The organism is Rhizobium sp. P1_E6, from assembly GCF_056405875.1.
In genome coordinates this window covers 14,207-37,007 of sequence record NZ_JBFUBG010000065.1, presented here as the reverse complement: position 1 = coordinate 37,007, position 22,801 = coordinate 14,207, and the positions used below count along the sequence as shown (strand labels likewise).

The 22,801-nt window shown below is 59.2% G+C and carries 20 protein-coding genes and 1 pseudogene; 12 read left to right on the top strand and 9 right to left on the bottom strand.

All coding sequences use genetic code 11. The annotated features are described in order from the left end of the window. The 6 genes and pseudogenes from AC1D35_RS24750 to AC1D35_RS24725 form a co-directional block, all read right to left on the bottom strand. Positions 1-392 (bottom strand): annotated as a pseudogene (locus AC1D35_RS24750) (galactonate dehydratase); the annotation flags it as partial. Positions 393-403: 11 nt separating this feature from the next. Beyond that, positions 404-2,029 carry a GMC family oxidoreductase gene (locus AC1D35_RS24745; protein WP_477940444.1) on the bottom strand — a complete coding sequence of 542 codons (1,626 nt, stop codon included), beginning with the start codon at positions 2,027-2,029 and terminating at the stop codon, positions 404-406. 21 nt (positions 2,030-2,050) lie between these two features. Then, on the bottom strand, positions 2,051-2,941 hold the full coding sequence (locus AC1D35_RS24740; protein ID WP_477940442.1) for an aldose 1-epimerase: 891 nt from the start codon (positions 2,939-2,941) through the stop codon (positions 2,051-2,053). 3 nt (positions 2,942-2,944) lie between these two features. Beyond that, a complete protein-coding gene (locus AC1D35_RS24735) occupies positions 2,945-3,949 on the bottom strand; it encodes an ABC transporter permease (protein ID WP_113298834.1) in 1,005 nt (334 codons plus the stop codon). Between the two features lie 12 nt (positions 3,950-3,961). After that, the gene (locus AC1D35_RS24730) at positions 3,962-5,491 is read right to left on the bottom strand and encodes a sugar ABC transporter ATP-binding protein (protein WP_477940440.1); all 1,530 of its coding nucleotides are present in this window, start codon (positions 5,489-5,491) and stop codon (positions 3,962-3,964) included. A gap of 75 nt (positions 5,492-5,566) precedes the next feature. Then, the gene (locus tag AC1D35_RS24725; protein ID WP_477855620.1) at positions 5,567-6,547 is read right to left on the bottom strand and encodes a substrate-binding domain-containing protein; all 981 of its coding nucleotides are present in this window, start codon (positions 6,545-6,547) and stop codon (positions 5,567-5,569) included. Between the two features lie 229 nt (positions 6,548-6,776). On the opposite strand from AC1D35_RS24725, the gene AC1D35_RS24720 reads away from it, so the two are divergent. Further along, positions 6,777-7,535: a FadR/GntR family transcriptional regulator gene (locus tag AC1D35_RS24720; protein WP_113298837.1), complete on the top strand. Its 759-nt coding sequence runs from the start codon at positions 6,777-6,779 to the stop codon at positions 7,533-7,535. 159 nt (positions 7,536-7,694) lie between these two features. Here the strand turns inward: AC1D35_RS24720 and AC1D35_RS24715 are convergent, their stop codons facing one another. After that, positions 7,695-8,912: an NnrS family protein gene (locus tag AC1D35_RS24715; RefSeq protein ID WP_477855619.1), complete on the bottom strand. Its 1,218-nt coding sequence runs from the start codon at positions 8,910-8,912 to the stop codon at positions 7,695-7,697. A 200-nt stretch (positions 8,913-9,112) separates the two neighbouring features. Between AC1D35_RS24715 and nirK the strand changes: the two genes are divergently transcribed. The 3 genes from nirK (at position 9,113) to AC1D35_RS24700 (ending at position 11,991) form a co-directional block, all read left to right on the top strand. After that, complete coding sequence (nirK, locus tag AC1D35_RS24710; RefSeq protein WP_113298839.1) at positions 9,113-10,261, top strand: copper-containing nitrite reductase; 1,149 nt, start codon at positions 9,113-9,115, stop codon at positions 10,259-10,261. Positions 10,262-10,343: 82 nt separating this feature from the next. After that, entirely contained in the window at positions 10,344-11,306 is a 963-nt protein-coding gene (locus tag AC1D35_RS24705) for an SUMF1/EgtB/PvdO family nonheme iron enzyme (protein ID WP_477855618.1), read from the top strand. After that, entirely contained in the window at positions 11,296-11,991 is a 696-nt protein-coding gene (locus tag AC1D35_RS24700) for a Crp/Fnr family transcriptional regulator (protein WP_113298841.1), read from the top strand. Before AC1D35_RS24705 ends, AC1D35_RS24700 begins: the two co-directional genes overlap by 11 nt. Before the next feature lie 54 nt (positions 11,992-12,045). Here AC1D35_RS24700 and AC1D35_RS24695 read toward each other — a convergent pair whose 3' ends face one another. After that, the gene (locus AC1D35_RS24695) at positions 12,046-12,915 is read right to left on the bottom strand and encodes a ferritin-like domain-containing protein (protein ID WP_477855617.1); all 870 of its coding nucleotides are present in this window, start codon (positions 12,913-12,915) and stop codon (positions 12,046-12,048) included. Between the two features lie 205 nt (positions 12,916-13,120). On the opposite strand from AC1D35_RS24695, the gene AC1D35_RS24690 reads away from it, so the two are divergent. The 7 genes from AC1D35_RS24690 to AC1D35_RS24660 are packed head-to-tail and all read left to right on the top strand — an operon-like array spanning position 13,121 to position 21,948. Then, positions 13,121-15,322, top strand: coding sequence for a 4Fe-4S binding protein (locus AC1D35_RS24690; RefSeq protein ID WP_477855626.1), 2,202 nt, complete (start codon positions 13,121-13,123; stop codon positions 15,320-15,322). A 47-nt stretch (positions 15,323-15,369) separates the two neighbouring features. Further along, entirely contained in the window at positions 15,370-17,289 is a 1,920-nt protein-coding gene (nosZ, locus tag AC1D35_RS24685; protein WP_477940436.1) for a TAT-dependent nitrous-oxide reductase, read from the top strand. Next, a complete protein-coding gene (locus AC1D35_RS24680; protein ID WP_477855615.1) occupies positions 17,289-18,665 on the top strand; it encodes a nitrous oxide reductase family maturation protein NosD in 1,377 nt (458 codons plus the stop codon). Before nosZ ends, AC1D35_RS24680 begins: the two co-directional genes overlap by 1 nt. Beyond that, the gene (locus AC1D35_RS24675; protein ID WP_477855614.1) at positions 18,662-19,582 is read left to right on the top strand and encodes an ABC transporter ATP-binding protein; all 921 of its coding nucleotides are present in this window, start codon (positions 18,662-18,664) and stop codon (positions 19,580-19,582) included. The genes AC1D35_RS24680 and AC1D35_RS24675 overlap by 4 nt, the downstream gene beginning before the upstream one ends. Further along, positions 19,579-20,406 carry an ABC transporter permease gene (locus tag AC1D35_RS24670; protein ID WP_477855613.1) on the top strand — a complete coding sequence of 276 codons (828 nt, stop codon included), beginning with the start codon at positions 19,579-19,581 and terminating at the stop codon, positions 20,404-20,406. Before AC1D35_RS24675 ends, AC1D35_RS24670 begins: the two co-directional genes overlap by 4 nt. Continuing rightward, the gene (locus AC1D35_RS24665; RefSeq protein ID WP_477855612.1) at positions 20,403-20,963 is read left to right on the top strand and encodes a nitrous oxide reductase accessory protein NosL; all 561 of its coding nucleotides are present in this window, start codon (positions 20,403-20,405) and stop codon (positions 20,961-20,963) included. Before AC1D35_RS24670 ends, AC1D35_RS24665 begins: the two co-directional genes overlap by 4 nt. After that, on the top strand, positions 20,956-21,948 hold the full coding sequence (locus tag AC1D35_RS24660) for an FAD:protein FMN transferase (RefSeq protein WP_477855611.1): 993 nt from the start codon (positions 20,956-20,958) through the stop codon (positions 21,946-21,948). The genes AC1D35_RS24665 and AC1D35_RS24660 overlap by 8 nt, the downstream gene beginning before the upstream one ends. A gap of 235 nt (positions 21,949-22,183) precedes the next feature. On the opposite strand, the gene AC1D35_RS24655 is transcribed toward AC1D35_RS24660, so the two are convergent. Continuing rightward, entirely contained in the window at positions 22,184-22,471 is a 288-nt protein-coding gene (locus tag AC1D35_RS24655) for a hypothetical protein (RefSeq protein ID WP_113298849.1), read from the bottom strand. A 165-nt stretch (positions 22,472-22,636) separates the two neighbouring features. On the opposite strand from AC1D35_RS24655, the gene AC1D35_RS24650 reads away from it, so the two are divergent. Then, entirely contained in the window at positions 22,637-22,798 is a 162-nt protein-coding gene (locus AC1D35_RS24650; protein ID WP_477940433.1) for a hypothetical protein, read from the top strand. The last annotated feature ends 3 nt before the right edge of the window (positions 22,799-22,801 follow it).

Here is a 22,801-nt window from a genome sequence, read left to right as displayed (position 1 = left end):
TTGCGGGCGACGTCGGAGGGGCGGTCGCCGCCGATCCAGGAGTAGACCTTGATGCGGTCGCGCACCTGGCCGCCGAGCAGCGAGTGGATCGGCTGGCCGAGCGCCTTGCCCTTGATGTCCCAGAGCGCCTGGTCGATGCCGGAGATTGCCGACATATGGATGGCGCCGCCGCGATAGAAGCCGCCGCGATACATGACTGTCCAGTGGTCTTCGATCAGGAAGGGATCCTTGCCGATAAGGTAGTCGGCAAGTTCGTGGACGGCTGCTTCGACGGTCAGCGCGCGGCCTTCGACAACCGGTTCGCCCCAGCCGACGATGCCCTCGTCGGTTTCGATCTTCAGAAACAGCCAGCGCGGCGGGACAATATAGGTGGTCAGTTTGGTGATCTTCATCATGGGCCTGTTCATGCGAGTATAAGGTCTGCGGCTTTTCCCGCTGCAGCCATGACAGCAGCGTTGGTGTTGCCGCTCACGATCGCAGGCATCATCGACGCGTCGACTACTCGGAGGCCACGTGTCCCCCTCACCCGCAAGTTCAGATCCAAGACCGCCTCCGGGTCGCTGTCGCGACCCATTTTACAGGTCCCTACGGGATGGTAACCCGTCTTGACAGTGCGTTTGCAGTGAGCAGCCACCGCCTCGTCGCTGGTCACGTCGGGTCCAGGAAAGATCTCCTTCTCGATCAGATCTCTCATTGGCGATGCATCGAGGACCGTTCGCGCGAAACGGAAACCTGCCATAGTCAGACGCAAATCGTCCGGATGGCCAAAAATCTGGGTGTCGACGATTGAGTTCTCCAATGGATCCGCCGAAGCCAATGTTACCGAACCACGTGCCTTCGGTCGGAGCAGAAGCGAGTTGATTGTCACCCCGTCACCAGGTTCCGTCCCCATGACGTCCCGATCAAGATAGACGGTCGGGACACAAAACATCTGAATGGTGGGACGTTCGTTATTGCCGTCGGGGTCATAGAACGCGCACGTTTCGACCCCAGTGGTCGACACCGGCCCCGACTTGAACATCAGATACTGCAACCCCGCCTTGATCATCGGCCAGCCCCGATCCTGGCCATAGTAACCAAATGACCCCTTCGTGGTCGCGACCACCGGGCATTCGTAGTGGTCCTGCAGGTTCTTTCCGACACCGGGCAAGGCGACGATAGTTTTGAGGCCGTGCCGCGTCAGCTCATTCTCAGGACCGATGCCCGACAGCATAAGAAGCTTTGGCGTCTGGTACGCGCCTGCAGCGAGGATAACCTCCTTGCCAGCCTCTGCTCTCTTACTGGTCCCATTTTGTACATAGTGAACACCGGTCACTTGGTCGCCATTCATCTCAAGCAATGTAACCGTTGCTTCAGTCTCGATCGTCAGCAGCGGGTTGTTCATGATTGGTGTGAGAAAGGCGTCAACAGCGCTGGAGCGCTTGCGCGTCTTCCAATCAATCGTGTGCTGCATAAAGCCGACCCCAAACTGGCGTTCGCCATTGAAGTCTGGATTGTAGGGGATGCCCATGCCCTGCAGTGTCTTCACGTATGTTCGCGTCATCGGACTGGTATGGCCGAGATGCGAGATCTTTAATGGTCCGCCTACTCCGTGAAACTCACCAGCAAGGTGGTCATTATCTTCCTGCGCTTTGAAATAGGGCAGCAAATCGTCATAAGACCAGGCGCCGTCGTTCGACCCCTCCGGTGTCACGAGCTCGTTCCAAAAATCGAAATCGGCGGCCTGGCCTCGCATGTAAACCATTGCGTTGACTGTGCTGCCGCCTCCCAGCACCTTCCCCTGTGGCACGATCGGGCCGCGTCCGTTCAGTTGGGGCTGTGGCTTCGTCTGATGCATCGAAAGATACGTGTCCTTGGCGAGGAACTTCATGTACCCCGCTGGAAAGTGCATGATGGGGTTTGCCTTCGCAGGACCTCGCTCGAGTATCAGAACTCTGGCTTTGCCGTCACGCACCAGCTTTGACGCGACGACGCAAGCGGAGCTGCCTCCGCCAACGATAATGTAGTCGTAACGGTCTCTGACCGACATTCATGAACTCCGGTTTGTAAATCAGATGTTTGACGGACGCAGGCGCATACTTCCCGAAAAACTCTCGCCCGGCTGCAAGACCTTCAGGTCACCGAGATCAGATAAATTGTGTCCGTTGGCCAAATGGCTCATCGGCTCAAAACAGAAATAGTCCCGCTTGAAGTTCGGATCGAAGACTGCGTCCGACACGAAGATAAAGGCGTGCTTGAAGATAGCATCCGCCGTCAGGTGCAGCGCCGTGTGCCACTCCGGCCATGTTATCAGGGCCTCGCCGCTCCAGTCTTCGAAACCGTTATTGACCCATCGATTTGGCAATGGCGCTGGCGAGGTGAAATCGAGGTCGGAGGGAATTTCAGTTCGTTCACCCGGCAGCCAGCCTTCTGCTTCGGTCCAATATCTGCGCGCCGGTGCCTGCAGGGCAGTCCTGGCCGTCATCGGAAAGTAGGGATGCCAACCGAGGCCGAACGGCATCGCGCGCTCGCCACGATTTTCGACGGCGAGGGTCACCGTCAGCTCCTCTTCATTTAATGTAAACTGTTGGTGAGCCCGGTATTCATAGGGAGTTGCTCCGCCCCTGTGGGTGAAGGTCATTTCCGCTGATTGAGGCGTCCTCCGTCCGAGGGCCCACTCTGACTGCCAACCCTCTCCGTGAAGATAGTGCCTGTCCCATCTGGTATTTGGTGTGAACTGGTAGTCAACACCGTCGAATTGGAAACGGTTGTCCTTCACTCTGTTTCCAAAGGGAACGAGCGGGTAACAAGAGGAACCCAACGCATCAGCGTTATCCGACTGGCTCGGGCGCAATAAAGGAACCTTGCCGATGCCGACGTCTCGCCAAAAGCCAAGCACGAGTCCGCCCTTTGTCGAAATCCGAAGCGAGAGGGAACCGGCTGCGAGGTTGATTACCGACATGCATCAACCCTTGTTGCGCGACATGCTGCGCTTGATTGCCTGAATGTTGGCAAGCACCGCAATAACGATAATAAGGCCGCGTACCACCTGCTGGAAAAAGGGGTTGATCCCAAGCAGAACAAGACCATTACCGATGAGGGTAATAACAAGGACGCCGAGTAGCGTGCCGAGCATCGAACCTCGCCCACCCGAAAGCGAGGTGCCCCCAACCACAACTGCGGCAATAACGTCAAATTCCAGACCCGTCGCAGCCGTGGCGTTTCCGGATCCAAGCCGTGAAACAAGCAAGATCCCGGATATTGCGGCCATGGCTCCCGCGATTGCAAAAAGCGCGACACGGATTTTCGATACGCTGATGCCGCTCAGGAACGCTGCATGAGCATTGCCGCCAATCGCAAAGACAGACCGACCGAAGGCGGTCTTTCGGCTAACGAATGTGAACACCGCAAATAGCAGCAGCATTATGATCGCAGCCGGAGGTATTCCAAGAAAGGAGCGATCCAATGCGTCCAGGGTATCATTCCGCCCGATAGAAACAGGAAGCGCGTCCGTGACAAAGAGAGCCGTGCCGCGCAGGGCACTCCAAAGGCCAAGAGTGCCGACGAAGGACGGGACATCGAAATAGGCCCGCAGGGCACCCGCGATAGAACCCAGTAACGCGCCGACGACGATTGCAAGTGCGAATGCGATCGGAGTGGGAACACCCCACTGCAAGAAAAATGCCAGGATTACGGAGATGAATGCCACCATTGGTCCGACGCTGACGTCGATCTCACCAGCAATGATGATGAGCGTGGCAGCCCATGCGGCAATGCCGATTGTTGCGGCATCGCGAAGAATGTTGATCTGATTGTTGAACGATAGGAAGCCGTTCGCCGTTGACGTAAAGACGACATAAAGCACAGCGATTGCCACGAACAAGCTCAGTTCGTTCATATGCTGCGAGAAAGTGAAACCCGAGTTCTTTGAGCGGGCGGAAGTGGGCTTTGCAGCCTGATCGAGCGACATCTTATGTCTCCCTCAATGTCCTGCGATGCAGGCGGCCATCAAGGCGTCCTGATCGATGTTTGGTGATTTGAATTCTTCGTGCAGAGCCCCATCCCGCAGAACGAGAACCCGGTCGCAAACCAGGGGCAGCTCCTCGATCTCGCTTGAGACGAAGACAATGCTGCGCCCTTCGGCGGCGAGCTGACGGATGATTGCATAGATCTGTGCTTTCGCCTCGACATCCACGCCTCGCGTCGGCTCATCAAGCAGCAGAACACGGCTGTTGGCGTAGACCCACCGGCCGATGACCACCTTTTGCTGGTTGCCACCCGACAGCGTGCCAATCGGTGTATCGGTGCGTGCCGTCTTGATATGCAATCGCTCTATGACTTTGCGCGTCGCGTCGGCCATCAGTTTGGAGGACAGGATCCCGCGCTTGCTGACGCTGGCAAAATTCGTCGCCAACGTATTTTCGTCGACGCCGAGAAGCGGGACGATCCCCTCCTCCTTCCGGCTTTCGGGCGTGTATCCAAAGCCACTCGAAATCATTCGCTTGTATTGGCCCGGTTGAACCGCCTTGCCGTCAACGAGTACGCTGCCCTTGTCCGGGCGGCGTACACCCATGATTGCCTGGAGCAGTTCGGTGCGTCCAGATCCGAGCAGCCCGGCTATCCCGAGGACCTCGCCTGCTCTCAGGGCGAAAGAAACGGCGGTGAGCTTGGGAGCGAGCGTCAGCTCTCTTACCTCAAGAACTGTCTTCTCCTGGCTTCTGTTTTCGAGCGCCGCTGCTTGAGACGCTTCTGAGCCAAGCATGAGCCGGACGATCTCGCGTGTATCAGCGCCCTTCACGTCCACGGTATCGATAATGCGGCCATCTCGCATAATGGTCGCGGAATGGGCGATCTGGCGAATTTCATTCATGCGGTGGCTGACATAGATGACTGCGATCCCTTCAGATGCAATCCGCTTAACCGCCGCGATTACCTTATCTGCTTCCGCTGCCGCCAGTGAGCTCGTCGGCTCGTCAAGGATGACGAGCTTCGGCTTGCCGAGAAGGACACGAGCTATCTCAAGCAATTGGCGCTCTGCCGGGCTCAGGGCAGCCACAAGCGCGTTGGGGGCCCGGTCAAGACCCAATCGGCTCATCGCCGCCGAGGCTTCGGCCTCCATGTCGGAGTATTGTATGATGCCCGCCTTTCGCGGCCACCTCCCCAAGAACAGGTTTTCTGCAAGCGTCATTCCCGGCACCAGGCTGAGTTCCTGGTAGACCACCCGCACTCCCTTGTCGAAAGCGTCCTGCGCCCGGCTAGAACCTGTATGACGGAGTTCCTCCCCATCGACCGCGACGGTTCCGCGATCTGGAATTTCGGCGCCGGTCAGAAGCCTGATGAGCGTCGACTTGCCAGCACCATTCTTACCCAGAAGCGCCCTTACTTCGCCCACAGCAACTTCAAAAGTTGCGTTGTCCAGTGCCAATACGCCGGGATACTGGCGAGTGCATCCTTGAATCGATGCGAGCGGATGCCGAGCCGTTGCCTGAACGGAGCGCGATATCTGTGTCATGAAGCTTTCCATCGCTGAGGAGATGCCGCCAGTCGCCTGGCGGCCTCGATTGTTGGTCCCATCAGGCCAAAGACATCACGGGATACCGTCGGCGTGCGCCTTCAACCAAGCTTTCCCGTCTTCGGAAGACTTGTAGAGATCAATATCGTACGCAACCTTGATGCCTTCCGGCGGCTGGCCATCGATCGACTTGATGGCCTGCGCAAGCGCGAGCTTGCCGAGACCCTGGCCTGAAATGTCGACGACCGCCTTGATAACCGTGAAATCTGCAATTTCCTGCGCGATCTCGGTCGTCATATCGCCGCCGAAAACGACAACTTTGCCGGTCTTGCCCTGGCTTTTGACCGCGCGAGCGGCACCAAGCGTTGCGCCACCGGCTTCGCCGAAGAAAGCGTCTATGTCGGGATTGGACGATAGCATCGTGCTCGCGACAGAGACGGCCTTGTCAAGGATCGCACCTTCCTGGTTGGCGACGATCTGGGCGCCCGGAACCTTCGCCTTCAATGCTTCTTCGAAGCCCTTACGGCGAGTAACGCAAACTTCGACAAATTCGCAATTTAGAACAGCGATCTTCGGCGCGTCCTTCTTCTCTGCAATGAAATAGTCGGCAGCCGCATCGCCCAGCTTATGCCCAAAATCGTAAGGGTCGCCGACCGCGTAAGCCGAAATATATTCCTTCATGTCGGCGTCGTTCAGGCAGGTATTGTAGCAGACGACAGGAATGCCAGCTTCGTGGGCGCGACGGATTGCACGATTGGAACCGTCGGCGGAAACCGGAGAGACGATGATTGCCTGTACGCCAGAGGAAATCAGCGAGTCGATGAAAGAAGACTCCTTGCTCACGTCACCTTGAGCATTCGTCTCGATGATGTCGAGCTTGCGGCCAGCGTCATTCGCCCCCGTTTGAATGCCTTTCCGGACACCGGCGTAGAAACCCTGCGCATCCATATAAATCGCGCCGACTTTCAAATCCCTGTCCTGGGCGTAGGCCGGCGTGATCAACGCGGCGCTGAATGTGCTGAGCGCCAAAATGGCGGCGTTCGTGACGAGCTTCATCGCTCCCTCCCTTTTGAATGCGAAATCGATGGATAATCCGCCTTGCGGCTCCACCGTCACCAGCAAACAATATTATTCATCGGATTAATGTCAATATAAATACGATTTATTTTTTTATAAGTGTGGTTTTTCTGGCGAGTTTCGTGCTAGTTGAGTTGGGTAAGGGTGGGCGAAATGAACCGAAAGCCATTGTCGAAGAATGGCGCGAAGCCAGGAATGCGGAGAAGTGATGCGAACCGAGAGGACGTTGACGGAAAGCGGAGAGGAGATCGCGGGCCGCGGAAAGCGTTCCGTCCGCGAAGCGCTGTTGACGCAACTCGTCGAGCAAATTGTCTCAGGGGAACTAGCCGAGGGATCGACACTTCCGAACGAGGCGGACTTGACGGACAGGTTCAATGTCAGCCGCACCAGCTTGCGTGAGGCGATGCAATATCTGGTAGCGTTGGGGATGACCCGCTCCCGCACGAGAGCGGGAACGATCATCCTCCCACGCGAGAACTGGAATTATCTCGATCCTCTCGTGCTCGATGTGATGTTGTCCATAGGCGGCGACGAGACATTCTATACTTCCCTGATCGACGCACGGCAGCTCCTGGAGCCTGCAGCTGCCGCACAGGCGGCCACGAATGCCACCGCCAGGCAGCTTTCTCGCATCGCCCAAGCGTATGAGGACATGGTGGATGCCAATTCCCGCGATAACGAAGAATGGAGCCGAGCAGACCTGGACTTCCATACGGCCATCATCAATGCCAGCGGCAACTGGGTCTACAGGCAGTTTGCCAGTGCAATCAGAGCCGCCCTACTCGCAAGTTTCCGCCTTACAAACCGCGCGAGCCAGTCTCACGAACAGGCTCTCGAGAAGCATCATGCAGTCCTGGATGCTATCAGGATGAGAGAGCCACAGGTTGCCCGCGCTGCTATGGAAACGCTTATTGGCGTGGCCAGAGCCGAGATTACGGATGCACTGAGGCTCGACAAGTGCAAGTGAACGCGTCGAGGCATATCCGGCGCATCCATGCATCAGCCATAAGCACCACCGTTTCCGTCCCAGATCATCGCCGGAAATGCGGCTTTCAGGCATGAGGCCGGGACGTGAGCAGGGCTGAATGACAAAGGCCGATCGTGCGGCCTTTCCGGTGCGACACTGTCAGCCTCCCTTCACGGTCAGTGGCTTGCGTCCCGACCACAGAAGCGGGCCATGCTCCACCACGAACAATCCGAAAGATGCCGTCCAGCCGATCGCGGCTACCGCAAGGATTTCCGTCGTCAGCGCGGGAACGAGTTCGGCAAGCGGCCGGACAAGTGCAACGCAGCCAAGCAGAACGTAGGAAATATTGGTCGTCCGGCTCGATTTCAGTTTCCGTCCGGTATGGCCGCGCGTTGCCCGCGTCATCACCGCCAACATCATCATTGAAATCGTGCCGATCGCGAAGATATGCAGCACGCCCACTTCGGGCAGCCATCTGGATGCTTGAAGAGCGATGGCGGCAAAACCGAGCGGCACGAATAAGAAGGTGGCATGCAGGACGAACAGAATGGGCTCCGGCCAGGTGGCCCAGCCCCGCCAGCGGACCAGCCTGATCGTGTTCAGGATCGCCGCGACGCCCGCCACCCCGCAAACAGCCGTGGATTCCGGCACGCACGTCCACAGGACAAGCGCGACCGCACCGATGATGATGGTTGCTGCATCGAAGGTGTTATACGGCACCGGAAAGTCCGTACGGCCGAACTGATTGATCCAGTTGCGGGTGAAGCTGGGCAGGATCCGACCCCCGACAATCGTCACGAGCAGCACGTAGGCACCGATCCCGAGACGGATCGCGAGTTCCGGGCCTACGCCCTTGATGACCTGGATATGAAAGACCAAGTTTGCGAGCGAAAGGACAAAAAGTCCCGCGATAACTTTTAAATCCTTCCATTTCTTGCCAGCTACGACCTCACGCGCGCAGATAACGAGCATGACAGGCAGAAACAGGCTGTCGATGGCGGTCGCAGCGATGATCCCGACCGAGCCGCTGGCCAGCATCGCGATACGGCCGGCGCACCAGATTGCAAACAGGACTGCCAGCGGCCTTCCGGCGATCGGCAGGCGGCCGGTCCAGTTCGGGATCGCCGTCAGCAAGAAGCCGGCCAGCACCGCCGGTGCGAAGCCGAACAGCATCTCATGCGCATGCCAATACAATGGTCCGTAATCCGATGCGACAGGGATGCCGAAGCTGAGATAGGCCACCCACAGGTCGAGGCTTGCAATAGCCCAGAGCGCCGATGCCAGGAAGAAGGGCCGGAAGCCATAGGAGAAGAGGACCGGTCCGGTTCGCGACATGCCGCGCGGAAAATCTCGCGCGGCATCCGAAGTGTTTTTCATTTCCGTGTCTCCAAATTGACGACACAGCAATGCCGAGGATTGTCGGGGCAGTCGTTGAGATTACGCAAACAGCGGCGGCAGAACTTTGCGCTGACACAAATAGTCAGTTTGCTCCAAATCAAAGAGTCCAATGGGGTTTCTACTACCTTCCTTCTCGACCGGGCGGCGTTCGCTCGCTCTTCGACTACGGGAGATTAGAAATGACGAACACTCTGCAAATGACCCGTCGCACGATGCTTACGGGCGCTGCCGTCGCAGGAGCGCTAACGCCGATCATCATCGCGAATAGCGCTGCCCATGCCGACGAGGTGGTGGCAGCGAACGCGCCCAGGAAGGCGCCGACAGTCGACTTCACCAAGCTTCAGCGAGAAAAGGTCGAACTGGTCAAGCCACCCTTCGTCCATCCACACAGCCAGAAAGCCGAGGCTGGCCCGAAGATCAAGGAATTCACGCTGACCATCCAGGAAAAGAAGATGGTGCTCGATAAGGATGGGACCGAGGTGAACGCGATGACGTTCGACGGTTCGGTGCCCGGCCCGCTGATGGTCGTCCACCAGGACGATTATGTGGAGCTGACGCTGGTCAATCCCGAAACGAACACGATGCAGCACAATATCGACTTTCACGCCGCAACGGGCGGGCTTGGCGGCGGTGCGCTGACGGTCGTCAACCCCGGCGAAAGCACCGTCCTGCGCTTCAAGGCGACAAAGGCAGGGGTCTTCGTCTACCACTGCGCACCTCCCGGCATGGTGCCCTGGCATGTCACGTCGGGGATGAACGGCGCAATCATGGTTCTCCCGCGCGAGGGTCTCACCGACGGCCATGGAAAACCCCTCGTCTACGACAAGATCTACTATGTCGGCGAGCAGGATTTCTACATCCCGCGCGACGAGGCCGGCAAGTTCAAGAAATACGACAGCCCCGGCGAGGCCTACGAGGATACGCTTGCGGTGATGAAGACGCTAACCCCGACCCACATCGTCTTCAACGGCGCCGTCGGCGCGCTGACGGGCGACAATGCGATGACCGCCAAGGTCGGCGAAACCGTGCTCATCGTGCACTCGCAGGCCAATCGCGACACGCGACCGCATCTCATCGGTGGGCATGGCGAATATGTCTGGGCGACCGGCAAGTTTGCGAATGTGCCCGACATAGACCAGGAGACCTGGTTCATCCCGGGCGGCACAGCGGGTGCGGCGCTCTACACTTTCGCGCAGCCCGGCATCTACGCCTATGTCAACCACAACCTCATCGAGGCATTCGAACTCGGTGCGGCTGCCCACTTCAAGGTCACCGGGGACTGGAACGACGATCTGATGACTTCGGTGAAGTCGCCGTCGGCCAGCTGACCTTGATGGGACTGTGCAGGCCGTGAGGGCGGCCTGCACAGTATGTTTTCTTTAAAAAGGGGGCGCATGTTGCGAAAAGGACATGACACCGCATGCCGAGACTGCAGGAATTTCCGGCATTTCGATCGTACTTCCGCTTGTGCTTCTTGCGGTCCTTTCGGCAACGCTTGCGGTTGAGGCCGGGTTGATAAACATCGGGCGGCGCGATGCCGCATTTGCCGCTCCCGAGGTCATAACCATTGCACCCCATGAATTCCAGTATCGCGACGCGACCGAGTATTTCCGCAGGGGCTTGGCGGTCGATGCGCCGAAGCGCGAGGCCTACGTCCGGATGCCCCTGACGATCATGAGATATCAGACCAGCCTTTTCGAGTATGACCGTTGCGTGGCCGATGGCGCCTGCCCCGACCCGGAAGGGCGAAGCACAACCTCCGGCGACGACACGCCGGTCACCGGCGTCAGCTATGAGGACGCGCTGCGCTATGCGAACTGGCTGTCGCAGAAGTCGGGCGAGCAATGGCGGCTTCCGACCGACTTCGAACTCGCCTACGCTGCCGCCGATCGTTTCCCCGACGACGCACTCGGCACCGATGCGAACAGCAAAAACCCTGCGCTGCGCTGGCTTGCAGACTATGAACGCGAGGCGCGACGCACCGCCTCGAGCGACCCGGCGCCGCAGCCGAAGGGATGGTTTGGCGTCAGCCAGACCGGGCTTGCCGATTTCGGTGGAAACATCTGGGAATGGACCTCGACCTGCAACAAGCGTGTCGACCTCGAGAAGGAAGCCGTCGTCGACGAGCCCGACCCGGCGAACTGCGGTATCATGATCGCCGCCGGCAGGCACCGCGCTCCGATGAGCACTTTCGTCAGAAACCCCAAAGGCGGCGGATGCTCGGTCGGCAGCCCGCCCGACAATCTTGGTTTCAGGCTCGTCCGGCGGCTGAGCTTCATCGAGAGCATCGAAGACTTCACGCGCCGCGTCGCAGCCGATATGATCGGCGGCGCCATTTTCAAAGAGGTTCAGCAGGACGACAATGAAGGTTGACCGTACAGTTTTGAAGTCACTGCCGCTTTTCGAGCGCATGACGGATGCCGACCTCGACGTCATGCTCGAGCACGCCACACCGCGCCGCATCGCCCAGGGCGATGCGGTTTTCGAGCAGGGAGCTGCTGCGAAATCGTTCTTTCTGCTGCTGCACGGCAGGCTCAAGGTCACGCAGGTCACCCATGACGGCCAGCAGATCATCGTCAGGATGGTCCATCCGGGCGACCTGTTCGGCTTCGCCATGGCGCTGCGCCGACAGGACTATCCGGGAACAGCCACGGCCGCAGCGGAAAGTCTCATCCTCGGATGGCCGACCGACATGTGGTCGCGGTTCGTCGAGCAAAATCCCCGCCTGGCAATGACTGCCATGCAGACGATCGGCCAGCGGCTTGAGGAAGCGCATACGCGCATCCGAGAGATGTCGACCGAAGAAGTGGAAAAGCGGGTTGCCCATGCCGTGTTGCGTCTGTCCAAACAAGCCGGCAAGGCGGTCGGAACCGCGATCAAAATCGATTTCCCGATATCACGGCAGGATATCGCCGAGATGACGGGTACGACATTGCACACGGTGTCGCGAATCCTCAGTGCCTGGGAAGGCAAGGGCATTGTCGAGGGCGGAAGGCAGAAGTTGACGGTCACCGATCCGCAGCGTCTTCTCAGACTGGCGGAAGGCGAAGGCGATTAGCTGGCAGATTGTCGGGCGGCTTCCCGGATGAGGACCCCAATGCGGGCCGAATATTCAGTTGCTCCCCACTGGGGCCATAGGCAGGCTTCGCAGCGCTCGGAGGCAATGGATAACCTGTGCTGCAAAAGCCCGCGCACGCTCGCCGTCCTGATCATTGCGGGCAATCTCCCCAATGCTCAGATAGCTGTCGACGAGTAGTTCGCAGAGCGGAAGGGCGCTTTCCAGCGCGGCCTGCGACGATCTCAACGTATGAGGCGCGCTTTCGAAAGGCGCTTCGCCCAACGATTTTGCCCTGTGGTTCGACTGGTCCACAAGAGATTGCAGTTCGTTATTTTCCCTTGGACCAACAGCTTTCGCCGCCATCGATTGGAGATGAAGCCCCAGCCTCTGTTCCAGCGAACCCAAGGTTTGCTGGCCAACATCGAACATCCTGTCGCGCTCGGCATGGAAAGCAAGCCTGCGCTCACGCCTTAGCTTCGCCACGTGTCCGAGCTCCTCGCGTGCCATGCGTTCGGCGGCCTTCTTAATTTCGTCCGACTGGGCGTGGGCGGAAACGTAAGTCCAGAACACGAATGCGCGCTCCTCGTTGCGCACCGCCATGGAAAATGCACGGTATGCGCTGAGCAGTTCCGGGGCCACCACCCCTGCCCCCTCGTCGTCGAAAAGTTCCTCCGGGGCTCGAACGAGGTCACGTGCGGCAGGAAGTGACGAAGTGCTCCGCCATTCGTCCACCTTGCTCAGGTGGCTCTTCTCTTCGACCACCAGGGATTCGAATAGGTCTGCAAGGTCGGGACGGGCCATTTCCCGCATCCGATCCGCCAAAGCGACGTAGCCGTCGACCGCCTCCTGCTCCATCTGCGCGGCAAGCGTCAGGAGATCGCCCAAAGAGGTGAGTTCCCATGGATCGCGACTAAACTGCGGCATTGTCATTTCACTCCTCTTGTCGTGCGGGCAATCGAAAACCGGTCGCGGAAGTTGTGATTATCCTTCCCGAACCTTCATCCCAGAAGATTGATCTAGCTCAACGAGCCATCGGTTTTTCCATCTATACCCGTAACGCCTGGGTCGAAATCACTGGAAAACGCGTGGGATGGCATCACACAAGCTAAGTACGGCCATACGGCGCATAATGGTCCTTTGGGTTGCGGCGATCGCCTTTGCGACGATGTCGATATCGCCAGCATTGTCTGCAAGCCAGCTTCCGGCATATCTGGAAAAGGTCCAGCCCGGCGAATTGTTCGAGGGCGCCGATCGTTTCGGCACTCCCTCCGGACAACCGCCGATCGCGCCCGTCTTTAGGGGCGAAGAAATGGTGGGCTATGCCTACCTGAGCTCAGATTTTACCGGTTCCACCGGTTATTCCGGCAAGCCAATACAAATCGCAGTCGGCATCGACACCTCGGGTGTCGTTCGCGGAATCAAACTCATCGAACATCATGAACCGATCGTTCTGATCGGCATCCCGCAGGCGAAAGTCGTCGCCGCGCTCAATTCTATCATCGGCAAGAATCTCGGCCGTGTGGCAGCCGGCGAAGAACGCCCACCGCAGGTGGAGATCGTCAGCGGCGCCACCGTGACGGTTCTCGTCATGGGCGACAGCGTCATACGCTCCGCGGTGAAGCTAATTCGCAGCAACAGGCTGAGCGCAGGCGCTGAACCCAGCCTCAAAGCACCGCCCGACGTGAAGACCTTGGATCTCTCCCGAAGCGATGTCAAAGACTGGCAAACACTTCTTGGCGACGGCTCGGTTCGCAGCCTGCGGCTATCCGTGGCAGAGGTCTCGAAAGCCTTCGGGGAAGCAGGGCACGCCGACGCGGCATCGCACCCGGAGACAACGAACCCCGACGACCGCTTCATCGATCTCTACGTGGCCCCGGTCAGCGTTCCAACGATTGGAAGAACCCTCCTCGGCGATCCAGCATACCAGCGCCTGCAAAGCCGCCTGCAGGCGGGTCAGTCGGCAATTCTCGTCGCCGGGGACGGGGCCTATTCCTTCAAGGGGTCTGGCTACGTCCGAGGTGGCATCTTCGATCGGATCGAACTGCTACAGGACGGGCAGGGTCTCAGGTTCCGCGATCGGAATCACACCCGGATCGCGACGCTTGCCGCGTCTGACGCTCCAGATCTGAGAGAGATCGCACTCTTCGTGGTTCCCCCGGATTTCGGGTTCGACATCACCGAACCCTGGGACCTCCAACTGCTCGCACAGCGCAGCAGCAGCGGTGCACGGGACAAGGCGGTAATTCCTTACAATCTCGAGTACACGCTACCATCGCAATATATCAGCGTAGCCAAAGCTGCCGCTCCCCTGCCTCCGGTGCCGACGCAGGACGACGCTTCCAATCAAGTCCAGGACGACCATCCCCTATGGATCCGCATCTGGGACAACAACCGCCTCAACATCGGGATTACGATTTGCGCACTCCTTGTTCTGACGTTGATCTTCTTCTTCCAGGACTGGCTGGTAAAGCGACCCAAGCTCTTTGCATGGGTCCGCAACGGCTACCTCGTTTTCACGCTCGTCTGGCTCGGCTGGTATGCAAATGCACAGTTGTCGGTCGTCAACGTGCTGACATTCATGAACTCGCTAATCACAAATTTCACATGGGAATTTTTTCTTGCGGCGCCGCTGATCTTCATCCTCTGGGCCGCCGTCGCTGCAGGTCTGCTGTTTTGGGGACGCGGCCCGTTCTGCGGCTGGCTGTGCCCGTTTGGTGCATTGCAGGAACTGCTGAGCAAAGCGGCAAAGCGGCTCAAAGTCCCGCAGGTGAAGCTCCCTTGGGGGCTGCATGAACGGCTCTGGCCGATCAAGTACATCATCTTCCTCGGGCTTTTTGGCTTGTCGTTCTATTCGGTGAGCTACGCCGAGATGGCGGCGGAGGTCGAGCCGTTCAAGACTGCGATTATCCTGAAATTCGTGCGGGACTGGCCGTTCGTCGTCTTTGCCGTGGCCTTGCTTGTCGCCAGCCTGTTCATCGAACGCTTCTACTGCCGCTACCTCTGCCCTCTCGGCGCCGCACTCGCGATCCCCGGCCGGATACGCATGTTCGAATGGCTGAAGCGCTATCCGGAATGCGGCTCTCCATGCCAGCGCTGCGCCAAGGAATGTCCGGTCCAATCGATCCATCCCGAGGGCCAGATCAATGTGAACGAGTGCATCTACTGCATGCATTGCCAGGAACTGTACCATGACGACCAGCGCTGCCCGCACATGATCCAGGTACGCCTGAAGCGCGAGAAATTCATGGCACTTTCCACTCCTGAGTCACGCGGTGAGAAGCCGCCGAAGACGGTCGTCACCCACAACGGCAAACCTATCGAACGAACTTAATCGGCATGCGACGCTTCGGTCGCGGCCATAACGAAGGAAGAGAAAGCATGTCCACGGAAGACAAACAGCCGCGGTTCAACAGACGTCAGCTACTGGGCACGACGGCCATGGCCGCCGCGGCGGGAGCCGCGTCTGCCGGTGGAGTCCTCGGTTTTTCGGGCGGAACAGCAACACCCGCCATAGCCGCCGAGTCCCGGCGCCAGACATGGGAAGTGAAGCCCGGCGAGCTGGACGAATACTACACGTTCTTTTCGAGCGGCCAGAGCGGGGAGGTCCGCATCGTGGGTGTCCCTTCAATGCGCGAAATCATGCGCGTTCCGGTGTTCAACCGCTGCAGCGCAACGGGTTGGGGCCAGACCAACGAGAGCCGCAAGGTGCTGACCGAAGGCTTGCTTCCCCAGACGGTCGAGTTCCTCAAGGACCAGGGCGGCGTCTACCATAACGGCGACCTGCACCATCCGCATCCGTCGCAAACCGACGGCACCTACGACGGACGCTATCTCTACGCCAACGACAAGGCCAACACCCGCGTCTGCCGCATTCGCCTCGACGTCATGAAGTGCGACAAGATCATCGAGCTGCCAAACCAGCACACGGTTCACGGTCTGCGGGTTCAGAAATACCCCAAAACCGGCTATGTATTCTGCAACGGCGAAGACGGGGTGCCGATCCCCAACGATGGAAAGATCCTCGACGATCCAAAGAACTACCAGGCCCTGCTTACGGCTCTCGACGGGGAGACAATGAAGGTCGCCTGGCAGGTCATCGTCGACGGAAATCTTGACAATGTCGACGCCGACTATCAGGGCAAATATTGCTATTCGACCTGCTACAATTCAGAAAACGGCGTCAATCTCGAGCAGATGATGGCAAAAGACCAGGACTGGGTTGTGGTCTTTAATATCAAGCGCATCGAAGAAGCAGTCCAGAAGGGTGATTTCAAGGAGATCAGTGGCGTCCCCGTCATCGACGGACGGCACGGCTCGCGCTACACCCGCTACATTCCGGTCTCAAACGGCCCGCATGGCATGAACACCGCGCCCGACGGAATTCACGCCGTGGCAGCGGGCAAGCTTTCGCCCACCGTCACCGTCTTCGATGTCCGCAAGTTCGACGATCTCTTCGACGACAAGATCCAGCCCCGGGACACCGTCGTCGCAGAACCGGAACTCGGTCTCGGCCCTTTGCACACCGCATATGACGGCCGCGGCAACGCCTACACCACCCTCTTCATCGACAGCCAGATCTGCAAGTGGAACATCGAGGACGCCAAGCGCGCCTTCGCCGGCGAGAAAGTCAATCCGATCCGCCAGAAACTGGATGTCCACTATCAGCCAGGACACAACCACTCCTCGATGGGCCAGACCAAGGAAGCCGATGGAAAATGGCTGATCTCGCTCAACAAATTCTCGAAGGATCGGTATCTGAACGTCGGACCTCTGAAACCGGAAAGCGACCAGCTCATCGACATTTCGGGCGACGAGATGGTTCTGGTGCACGACAACCCGACCTTCGCCGAACCGCATGATGCGACGATCGTGCATGCATCCAAGATCAATCCAGTCAGCCTTTGGAGCCGTGACGACCCGTTCTTTGCCGATGCCGTCGCACAGGCGAAAAAGGACAACATCGATCTGATGATAGATTCGCAAGTCATCCGAGACGGCAACAAGGTGCGCGTCTACATGACGTCGTCGGCACCGGCGTTTGGCCTGGAGTCGTTCACCGTTAAACAAGGCGACGAGGTGACGGTTTATGTCACCAACATCGATGAAGTCGAGGACCTGACGCACGGCTTCGCCGTCGTCAACTACGGCATCAACATGGAGATCGGGCCGCAGGCGACTTCATCCGTCACCTTCACTGCGAGCAAGCCGGGCGTCTACTGGTATTACTGCTCGTGGTTTTGCCATGCCATGCACATGGAGATGAAGGGCCGCATGCTCGTGGAGCCCAAGTCAGCCTGATGCGTCAAGCTGTTATCATGGCGGTGGCTGTCCTTTGGACCGCCACCTGTTCAACTGCCGGGGCGGCGGATCGCATTGTCACGCCCTCCGACAGGGAGGATTTGACGGCGATCTTCGAGCAAGCGACGGCGGGCGACCGGATTATCCTGCGTCCCGGCAGCTACAGAGGGCCACTGACGATCAGAAAACCCATGGTCGTGGAAGGTGACCCTGGCGCGGCCATCATCGGGAACGGCCATGGCACGGTCGTGACCATCGACGCCGCAAACGTGACCTTGCGTGGCGTTGAAATCCGCGGGTCGGGTGCGAACCTCGAGATGATGGACTCGGGCGTGTTTGCGACCGAGGCGGCTCAGAATGCGGTGATCGAGAACAATCTCGTGGCGGAGAACCTCTACGGCATCTACATCCACGGAGCCAAGGACTCTATCACACGCGCAAACAGGATCGTCGGTTTCAAGGAGGGCCGGCTGAGCGAGGCCGGAAACGGTGTGACAGTCTGGAATGCTCCGGGCGCCAAGGTGCTGGCCAACGACATCAGTTTCGGTCGCGACGGGATCGCCACCAACGCCAGCAAACGAAACGTCTTCAGCGAAAACCGCTTCCACGACCTGCGTTTTGCCATCCACTACATGTACACCAACGACAGCGAGATCCGCGGAAATGTCTCGATCGGGAACGTGGTCGGCTACGCGATCATGTTCTCCAGCCGGCTGAAGATCATCGACAATGTCTCTGATGGCGACCGGGATCACGGCGTGCTCCTGAACTTCGCCAATAGCTCGCTCGTCACCGGAAACATCGTCCGGGGACGTCTACAGCCTGAAAGCCGATGGACGACCGCCGGCTCGCGCAACGCGACACAAGAACTGCCCGCGGATGACGGTACACCAGGACCCAGCGAAAACGTGACGGGTCTGCGCGTCGGCCCCGAGAAATGCGTCTTCGTCTACAACGCAAACAAGAATCGCCTCGTCGGCAACGAGTTCAATGGCTGTGCAATCGGCATCCATTTCACAGCAGGGTCGGAAGGAAATACCATGAGCGGCAACTCTTTCATCAACAACCGCAACCAGGTCAAATATGTCGGAACACGGTATCTGGACTGGTCCCAGAACGGCCGTGGCAACTACTGGAGCGACAACCCTGCATTCGATCTCGATGGCGACGGTGTCGGCGACAATGCATATCGTCCCAACGATCTCATCGACAAGGTCTTGTGGACCTCGCCTCAGGCGAAGGTCCTCACCACGAGCCCAGCCGTTCAGTTCATCCGATGGGCGCAGGCGCAGTTTCCGGCCCTGCTTCCCGGCAGCGTGGTCGACAGTCATCCGTTAATGGAACCACCTGCGGCCCGTGGGGACGTACGGCAATGACGTATCCGACCGTTCTCTTGTCCGGCGTGGCCAAGCGCTACGGCGAGGTGCAGGCAGTCAAGGACGTCTCGTTCGTTCTCAACGAGGGCGAAACGGTCGCACTGGTCGGCCACAACGGCGCGGGCAAGACGACGCTGATAAAGCTGATGCTGGGTCTCATTCGTCCGTCGGCTGGCAGCATCGAGGTGATGGGAGAAGATCCTGCGAGCGGCGATTTCGCCGTGCGTCAGAGGCTTGGTTATCTGCCTGAAAGCGTCGCCTTCCATATGGCCCTGACAGGCCGCGAAACACTCGCTTTCTACGCGCGGCTGAAGCGGGTCGCTGGTGCAAACCCCTTGGACCTCCTGGAACGTGTTGGACTGGGCGCAGCCGCTGCCGACCGGCCCGTGCGCACCTATTCCAAGGGAATGCGCCAAAGATTGGGGCTGGCGCAGGCGCTGCTCGGGGAACCACGCCTTCTGCTGCTGGACGAGCCGACGAGCGGCCTTGATCCGGCGCTGCGTCGCAGGTTCTACGATCTGTTGAGCGAACTGCGCGCGAAAGGAACCACCATCCTCTTGTCGTCACATGCCCTGACCGAACTCGAAGACCGGGCCGACCGGGTGTTGATCGTGAACGACGGCGTGACGATCGCCGACGGAACACTTGACGATCTGCGGACTCTCGCACGGCTGCCTACGCGCATCAGCATTAGGTTTCAAAATCGCGCCAGTATCGAAAGTTCGAAGAGCGCAAAGGTCGCCTGGAAGGCAACCGGTACAGCAACTTTCGAAGTTGACGTCGCGATGGAAGACAAGGTCGCCCTCCTCAAGGAGGTGACCGCCAATCCCGACGACATTGCGATGCTCCACGTTACCGAACCCACTTTGGACGACCTTTACGCCCATTTCCTGAACGGCGGGAGGGCGCGGACATGAAGAATATCCTGATCGTAGCCTCCAAAGAGATCCGTGAGGGCCTGCGCAACAGATGGGTCCTCGCGACGACGCTTCTGTTGGCGGCGCTGGCCTTGACCCTGTCGTTTCTAGGCAGCGCACCCACGGGAAACGTCGGCGTGAACAGGCTTGACGTGGTCATAGTGAGCCTCTCCAGTCTTACGATCTTCCTGGTGCCGCTGATTGCACTCCTGCTGTCTCACGACGCGATCGTTGGGGAGATGGAGCGTGGCACCATGCTTCTGCTTCTCAGCTATCCGATCGGGCGGAACCAGGTGATCCTCGGCAAGTTTCTGGGCCACATCGCCATACTCTCTTTCGCCACGCTTTTCGGCTACGGTGCGGCAGCCGTCGCGTTGGCCGCTACCGGAACGGAAATTGATACCGCGAGCTGGGTGGCTTTCGCCGCAATGCTTGCTTCGTCGGTGCTGCTCGGCGCGGTGTTCGTAGCGATCGGCTACTTCGTGAGCGGCATCGTAGGCGAACGCAGCACCGCGGGTGGCATCGCCATCGGCGTCTGGCTCTTCTTCGTGCTGATCTACGACATGGCCTTGCTGGGCGCGTTGGTGGCCGCGGGCGGACACACGCTGCCTGCCGGCCTGCTGGACGCCCTTCTTCTGCTGAATCCGACCGACGCCTACCGGATGCTCAATCTGGGTTCCGGCGAGGCCCGCGCCTTCTCCGGCATGGCGGGCGTCGCAGGCCATGCCGGGCTCAGTGGCACAATGCTGGTGTGCGCGCTCGGCGCCTGGACGGTTGTGCCCCTTGCACTTGCCGCCCTGATCTTTTCAAGGAGAGAGCTATGAGGAACCTGATCTTTGCCTTGACTTTCCTGTCACCTCTGCTGCTGGGGGGATGCGAGGATAAACAGCAACCGGTGCCCCCTGCCCCCTTCGCGCTGACAACGGATGCCATCGGCAGATACTGCGGCATGAACGTGCTCGAACATGCGGGACCCAAAGGTCAGGTAATCCTTGACGCTCGGGTCGGAGAGCCGATCTGGTTCTCGTCGGCACGCGATACGCTGGCTTTCACGATGCTGCCAGAGGAGCCGAAGGATTTCGTCGCCATCTATGTGTCCGACATGAGCAAGGCCCCAAGCTGGGAGAAACCCGGAGCGGAGAACTGGATCGACGCAAGAACAGCGCTCTACGTCATCGGCAGTTCGATCCGCGGCGGCATGGGAGCCGAAGAAACAGTGCCCTTCTCGACCAGGGAGGCAGCCACGCAGTTCGCTGCGAGTAATGGTGGCAGCGTGGTGACGTTCGATGACGTCCCCCGCGACTACGTCCTGGGTTCGGGCGCGGAAACGGACCGCCCCGCCGCCGCGGACGAGAAGGTGGAGGCACATGATCATGGCTAGAACGTTCAGTCGTCGTCGAGCTATTGCAATCTTCGCAGCCGCGGCGGGGCTGCCATTGTTGAGAACTGCCGACGCCGCGCTCCCTGCCACGGTCTGGACGGGACAGGCGCTTGGCGCGCCGGCAACCTTGATTCTGAACCACGAGAACCCTGTCGAGGCCGCTCGTCTGATCGAACTGGTTGTTGCCGAAGTCTCCAGGCTGGAAACGGTGTTCAGCCTCAGTCGCAACGATTCGGCCCTGACGGAATTGAACAGGACGGGAGCTCTGGCAGCGCCTTCGTCCGACATGGTGTCCCTGCTTGAAACGAGCCGAGGCTTCTGGGAGCTGACCGGCGGCGCCTTCGATCCCACCGTGCAGCCGCTCTGGTCGCTTTTCTACAAGCATTTCTCGGCTCCAGATGCCGATCCCGCGGGTCCGGCAAAATCCGCGGTCGACCTGACGCTCAAGCAGATAGGCTTCGACACGGTCGTATTCAATCGAGACCGCGTCGTCATGCGTCCGCGTATGGCGCTGACCCTGAATGGCGTCGCACAAGGATACATAACCGACCGTATCGTCGACCTGCTGCGAAACGCGGGCGTGACGAGCAGCCTGGTCGACATGGGAGAGGATCGGGCGATCGGCTCCAAACCGGATGGAACCCCATGGCGGATCGGACTGGCGGAAAGCCAGGACGACGATCGTCCCGAACAGATATTGGATATTGTCGACAAGGCCGTCGCGACCTCGAGCGCCGCAGGTTTTCATTTTGACGCGGCGGGTCGCTTTGGCCATATTCTCGACCCGCGTAATGGCAGCGCACCGGCTATCCATCGACGCGTTTCGGTCGTGGCGAACGACGCGACAACAGCGGATGCGCTCTCCACTGCCTTCAGCTTGATGGAGGAGGCAAGCATTCGGTCGATCGTCGGAACTCGCTCGGACTTGCTCGTCGATCTGGTGGGCGCGGACGGCGGCCACGCCCGCTTTGAAGGCAGACCGTGACGGCGCTGCCGACAAGAATCGCGCCGCTGAGACAGTAAAGGAGATGCTCTCCGACGATACCGGCGGCGGCGACCCCGGCTACGCAGAGTGCCGGGCGGTCATGGCGCCGGTTAGTCGTAACCATTTCAAGCCGTGCATGCGCGGCGGACGCTATTTCCACATCAGAAGTATCGAACACCCGTGCGCCGGCTGAAAGAATCAAGCCGGGCCCGGCCATATTGAGACAGCTTTTTTCCTAGTGGAGCATATCGTGCGACGCCTTCCACGCCTCAACGTCGTCCTTCGATATCCGTATCCGGGAAAATGACGATTGCGGCTGTAGACGCATCTTGGAGGCGGCAATTTCGCATATCGTTCCGACATGCTCCTGCAGCCTGGTTTCGTCGGCGCGCGGTGGATGGCTGATCTCCTGCAGGGCGTCGCGATCGACGATGACCACGCGCTGTGCGCCCTCGTGCTCCATCAGCACGACGCCTGTTTCTCCGGAAGATTTCAGGAATGCTGTGATGAACCTCGGCAACATGCGGGCTCCTCCTCTCTCGTCCATGATGGACCAGAGCATAACGGGTAGCATTTCGACGTCTTTGACCTCCGTCAAAGAGAACGAAAGCGCCAGACCATAAGAATCTTTCTGTGGTTCGCGGCAAGTGACCGCGTTTCGGACATAAGGAAAGGAAAGCCTATGCGCATGTCGCAAAAGCCCTTCATCGTCGAAATCAAAAGACGCCGACGGCGCCGTCCGGCACGTCACGTCGACCTTCCCAAGAGCCCGCCGGACAAGGCATCCGACACCGACAAGCCCGTCGATTTCGCCTCCGTCACTTTACACGCCTCCGGTCTGGCATCGTGACCG

Bases quoted from the DNA above. Each gene is read 5' to 3' on its own strand.
- AC1D35_RS24675 (WP_477855614.1), top strand. From the start codon at position 18,662: ATGACGTATCCGACCGTTCTCTTGTCCGGCGTGGCCAAGCGCTACGGC.
- AC1D35_RS24680 (WP_477855615.1), top strand. From the start codon at position 17,289: ATGCGTCAAGCTGTTATCATGGCGGTGGCTGTCCTTTGGACCGCCACC.
- AC1D35_RS24735 (WP_113298834.1), bottom strand. From the start codon at position 3,949: ATGTCGCTCGATCAGGCTGCAAAGCCCACTTCCGCCCGCTCAAAGAAC.
- nirK (WP_113298839.1), top strand. From the start codon at position 9,113: ATGACGAACACTCTGCAAATGACCCGTCGCACGATGCTTACGGGCGCT.
- AC1D35_RS24715 (WP_477855619.1), bottom strand. From the start codon at position 8,912: ATGAAAAACACTTCGGATGCCGCGCGAGATTTTCCGCGCGGCATGTCG.
- AC1D35_RS24740 (WP_477940442.1), bottom strand. From the start codon at position 2,941: ATGTCGGTAATCAACCTCGCAGCCGGTTCCCTCTCGCTTCGGATTTCG.
- AC1D35_RS24650 (WP_477940433.1), top strand. From the start codon at position 22,637: ATGTCGCAAAAGCCCTTCATCGTCGAAATCAAAAGACGCCGACGGCGC.
- AC1D35_RS24690 (WP_477855626.1), top strand. From the start codon at position 13,121: ATGGTCCTTTGGGTTGCGGCGATCGCCTTTGCGACGATGTCGATATCG.
- AC1D35_RS24745 (WP_477940444.1), bottom strand. From the start codon at position 2,029: ATGTCGGTCAGAGACCGTTACGACTACATTATCGTTGGCGGAGGCAGC.
- nosZ (WP_477940436.1), top strand. From the start codon at position 15,370: ATGTCCACGGAAGACAAACAGCCGCGGTTCAACAGACGTCAGCTACTG.
- AC1D35_RS24660 (WP_477855611.1), top strand. From the start codon at position 20,956: ATGGCTAGAACGTTCAGTCGTCGTCGAGCTATTGCAATCTTCGCAGCC.
- AC1D35_RS24700 (WP_113298841.1), top strand. From the start codon at position 11,296: ATGAAGGTTGACCGTACAGTTTTGAAGTCACTGCCGCTTTTCGAGCGC.
- AC1D35_RS24695 (WP_477855617.1), bottom strand. From the start codon at position 12,915: ATGCCGCAGTTTAGTCGCGATCCATGGGAACTCACCTCTTTGGGCGAT.
- AC1D35_RS24670 (WP_477855613.1), top strand. From the start codon at position 19,579: ATGAAGAATATCCTGATCGTAGCCTCCAAAGAGATCCGTGAGGGCCTG.
- AC1D35_RS24720 (WP_113298837.1), top strand. From the start codon at position 6,777: ATGCGAACCGAGAGGACGTTGACGGAAAGCGGAGAGGAGATCGCGGGC.
- AC1D35_RS24725 (WP_477855620.1), bottom strand. From the start codon at position 6,547: ATGAAGCTCGTCACGAACGCCGCCATTTTGGCGCTCAGCACATTCAGC.
- AC1D35_RS24665 (WP_477855612.1), top strand. From the start codon at position 20,403: ATGAGGAACCTGATCTTTGCCTTGACTTTCCTGTCACCTCTGCTGCTG.
- AC1D35_RS24655 (WP_113298849.1), bottom strand. From the start codon at position 22,471: ATGTTGCCGAGGTTCATCACAGCATTCCTGAAATCTTCCGGAGAAACA.
- AC1D35_RS24730 (WP_477940440.1), bottom strand. From the start codon at position 5,491: ATGACACAGATATCGCGCTCCGTTCAGGCAACGGCTCGGCATCCGCTC.
- AC1D35_RS24705 (WP_477855618.1), top strand. From the start codon at position 10,344: ATGACACCGCATGCCGAGACTGCAGGAATTTCCGGCATTTCGATCGTA.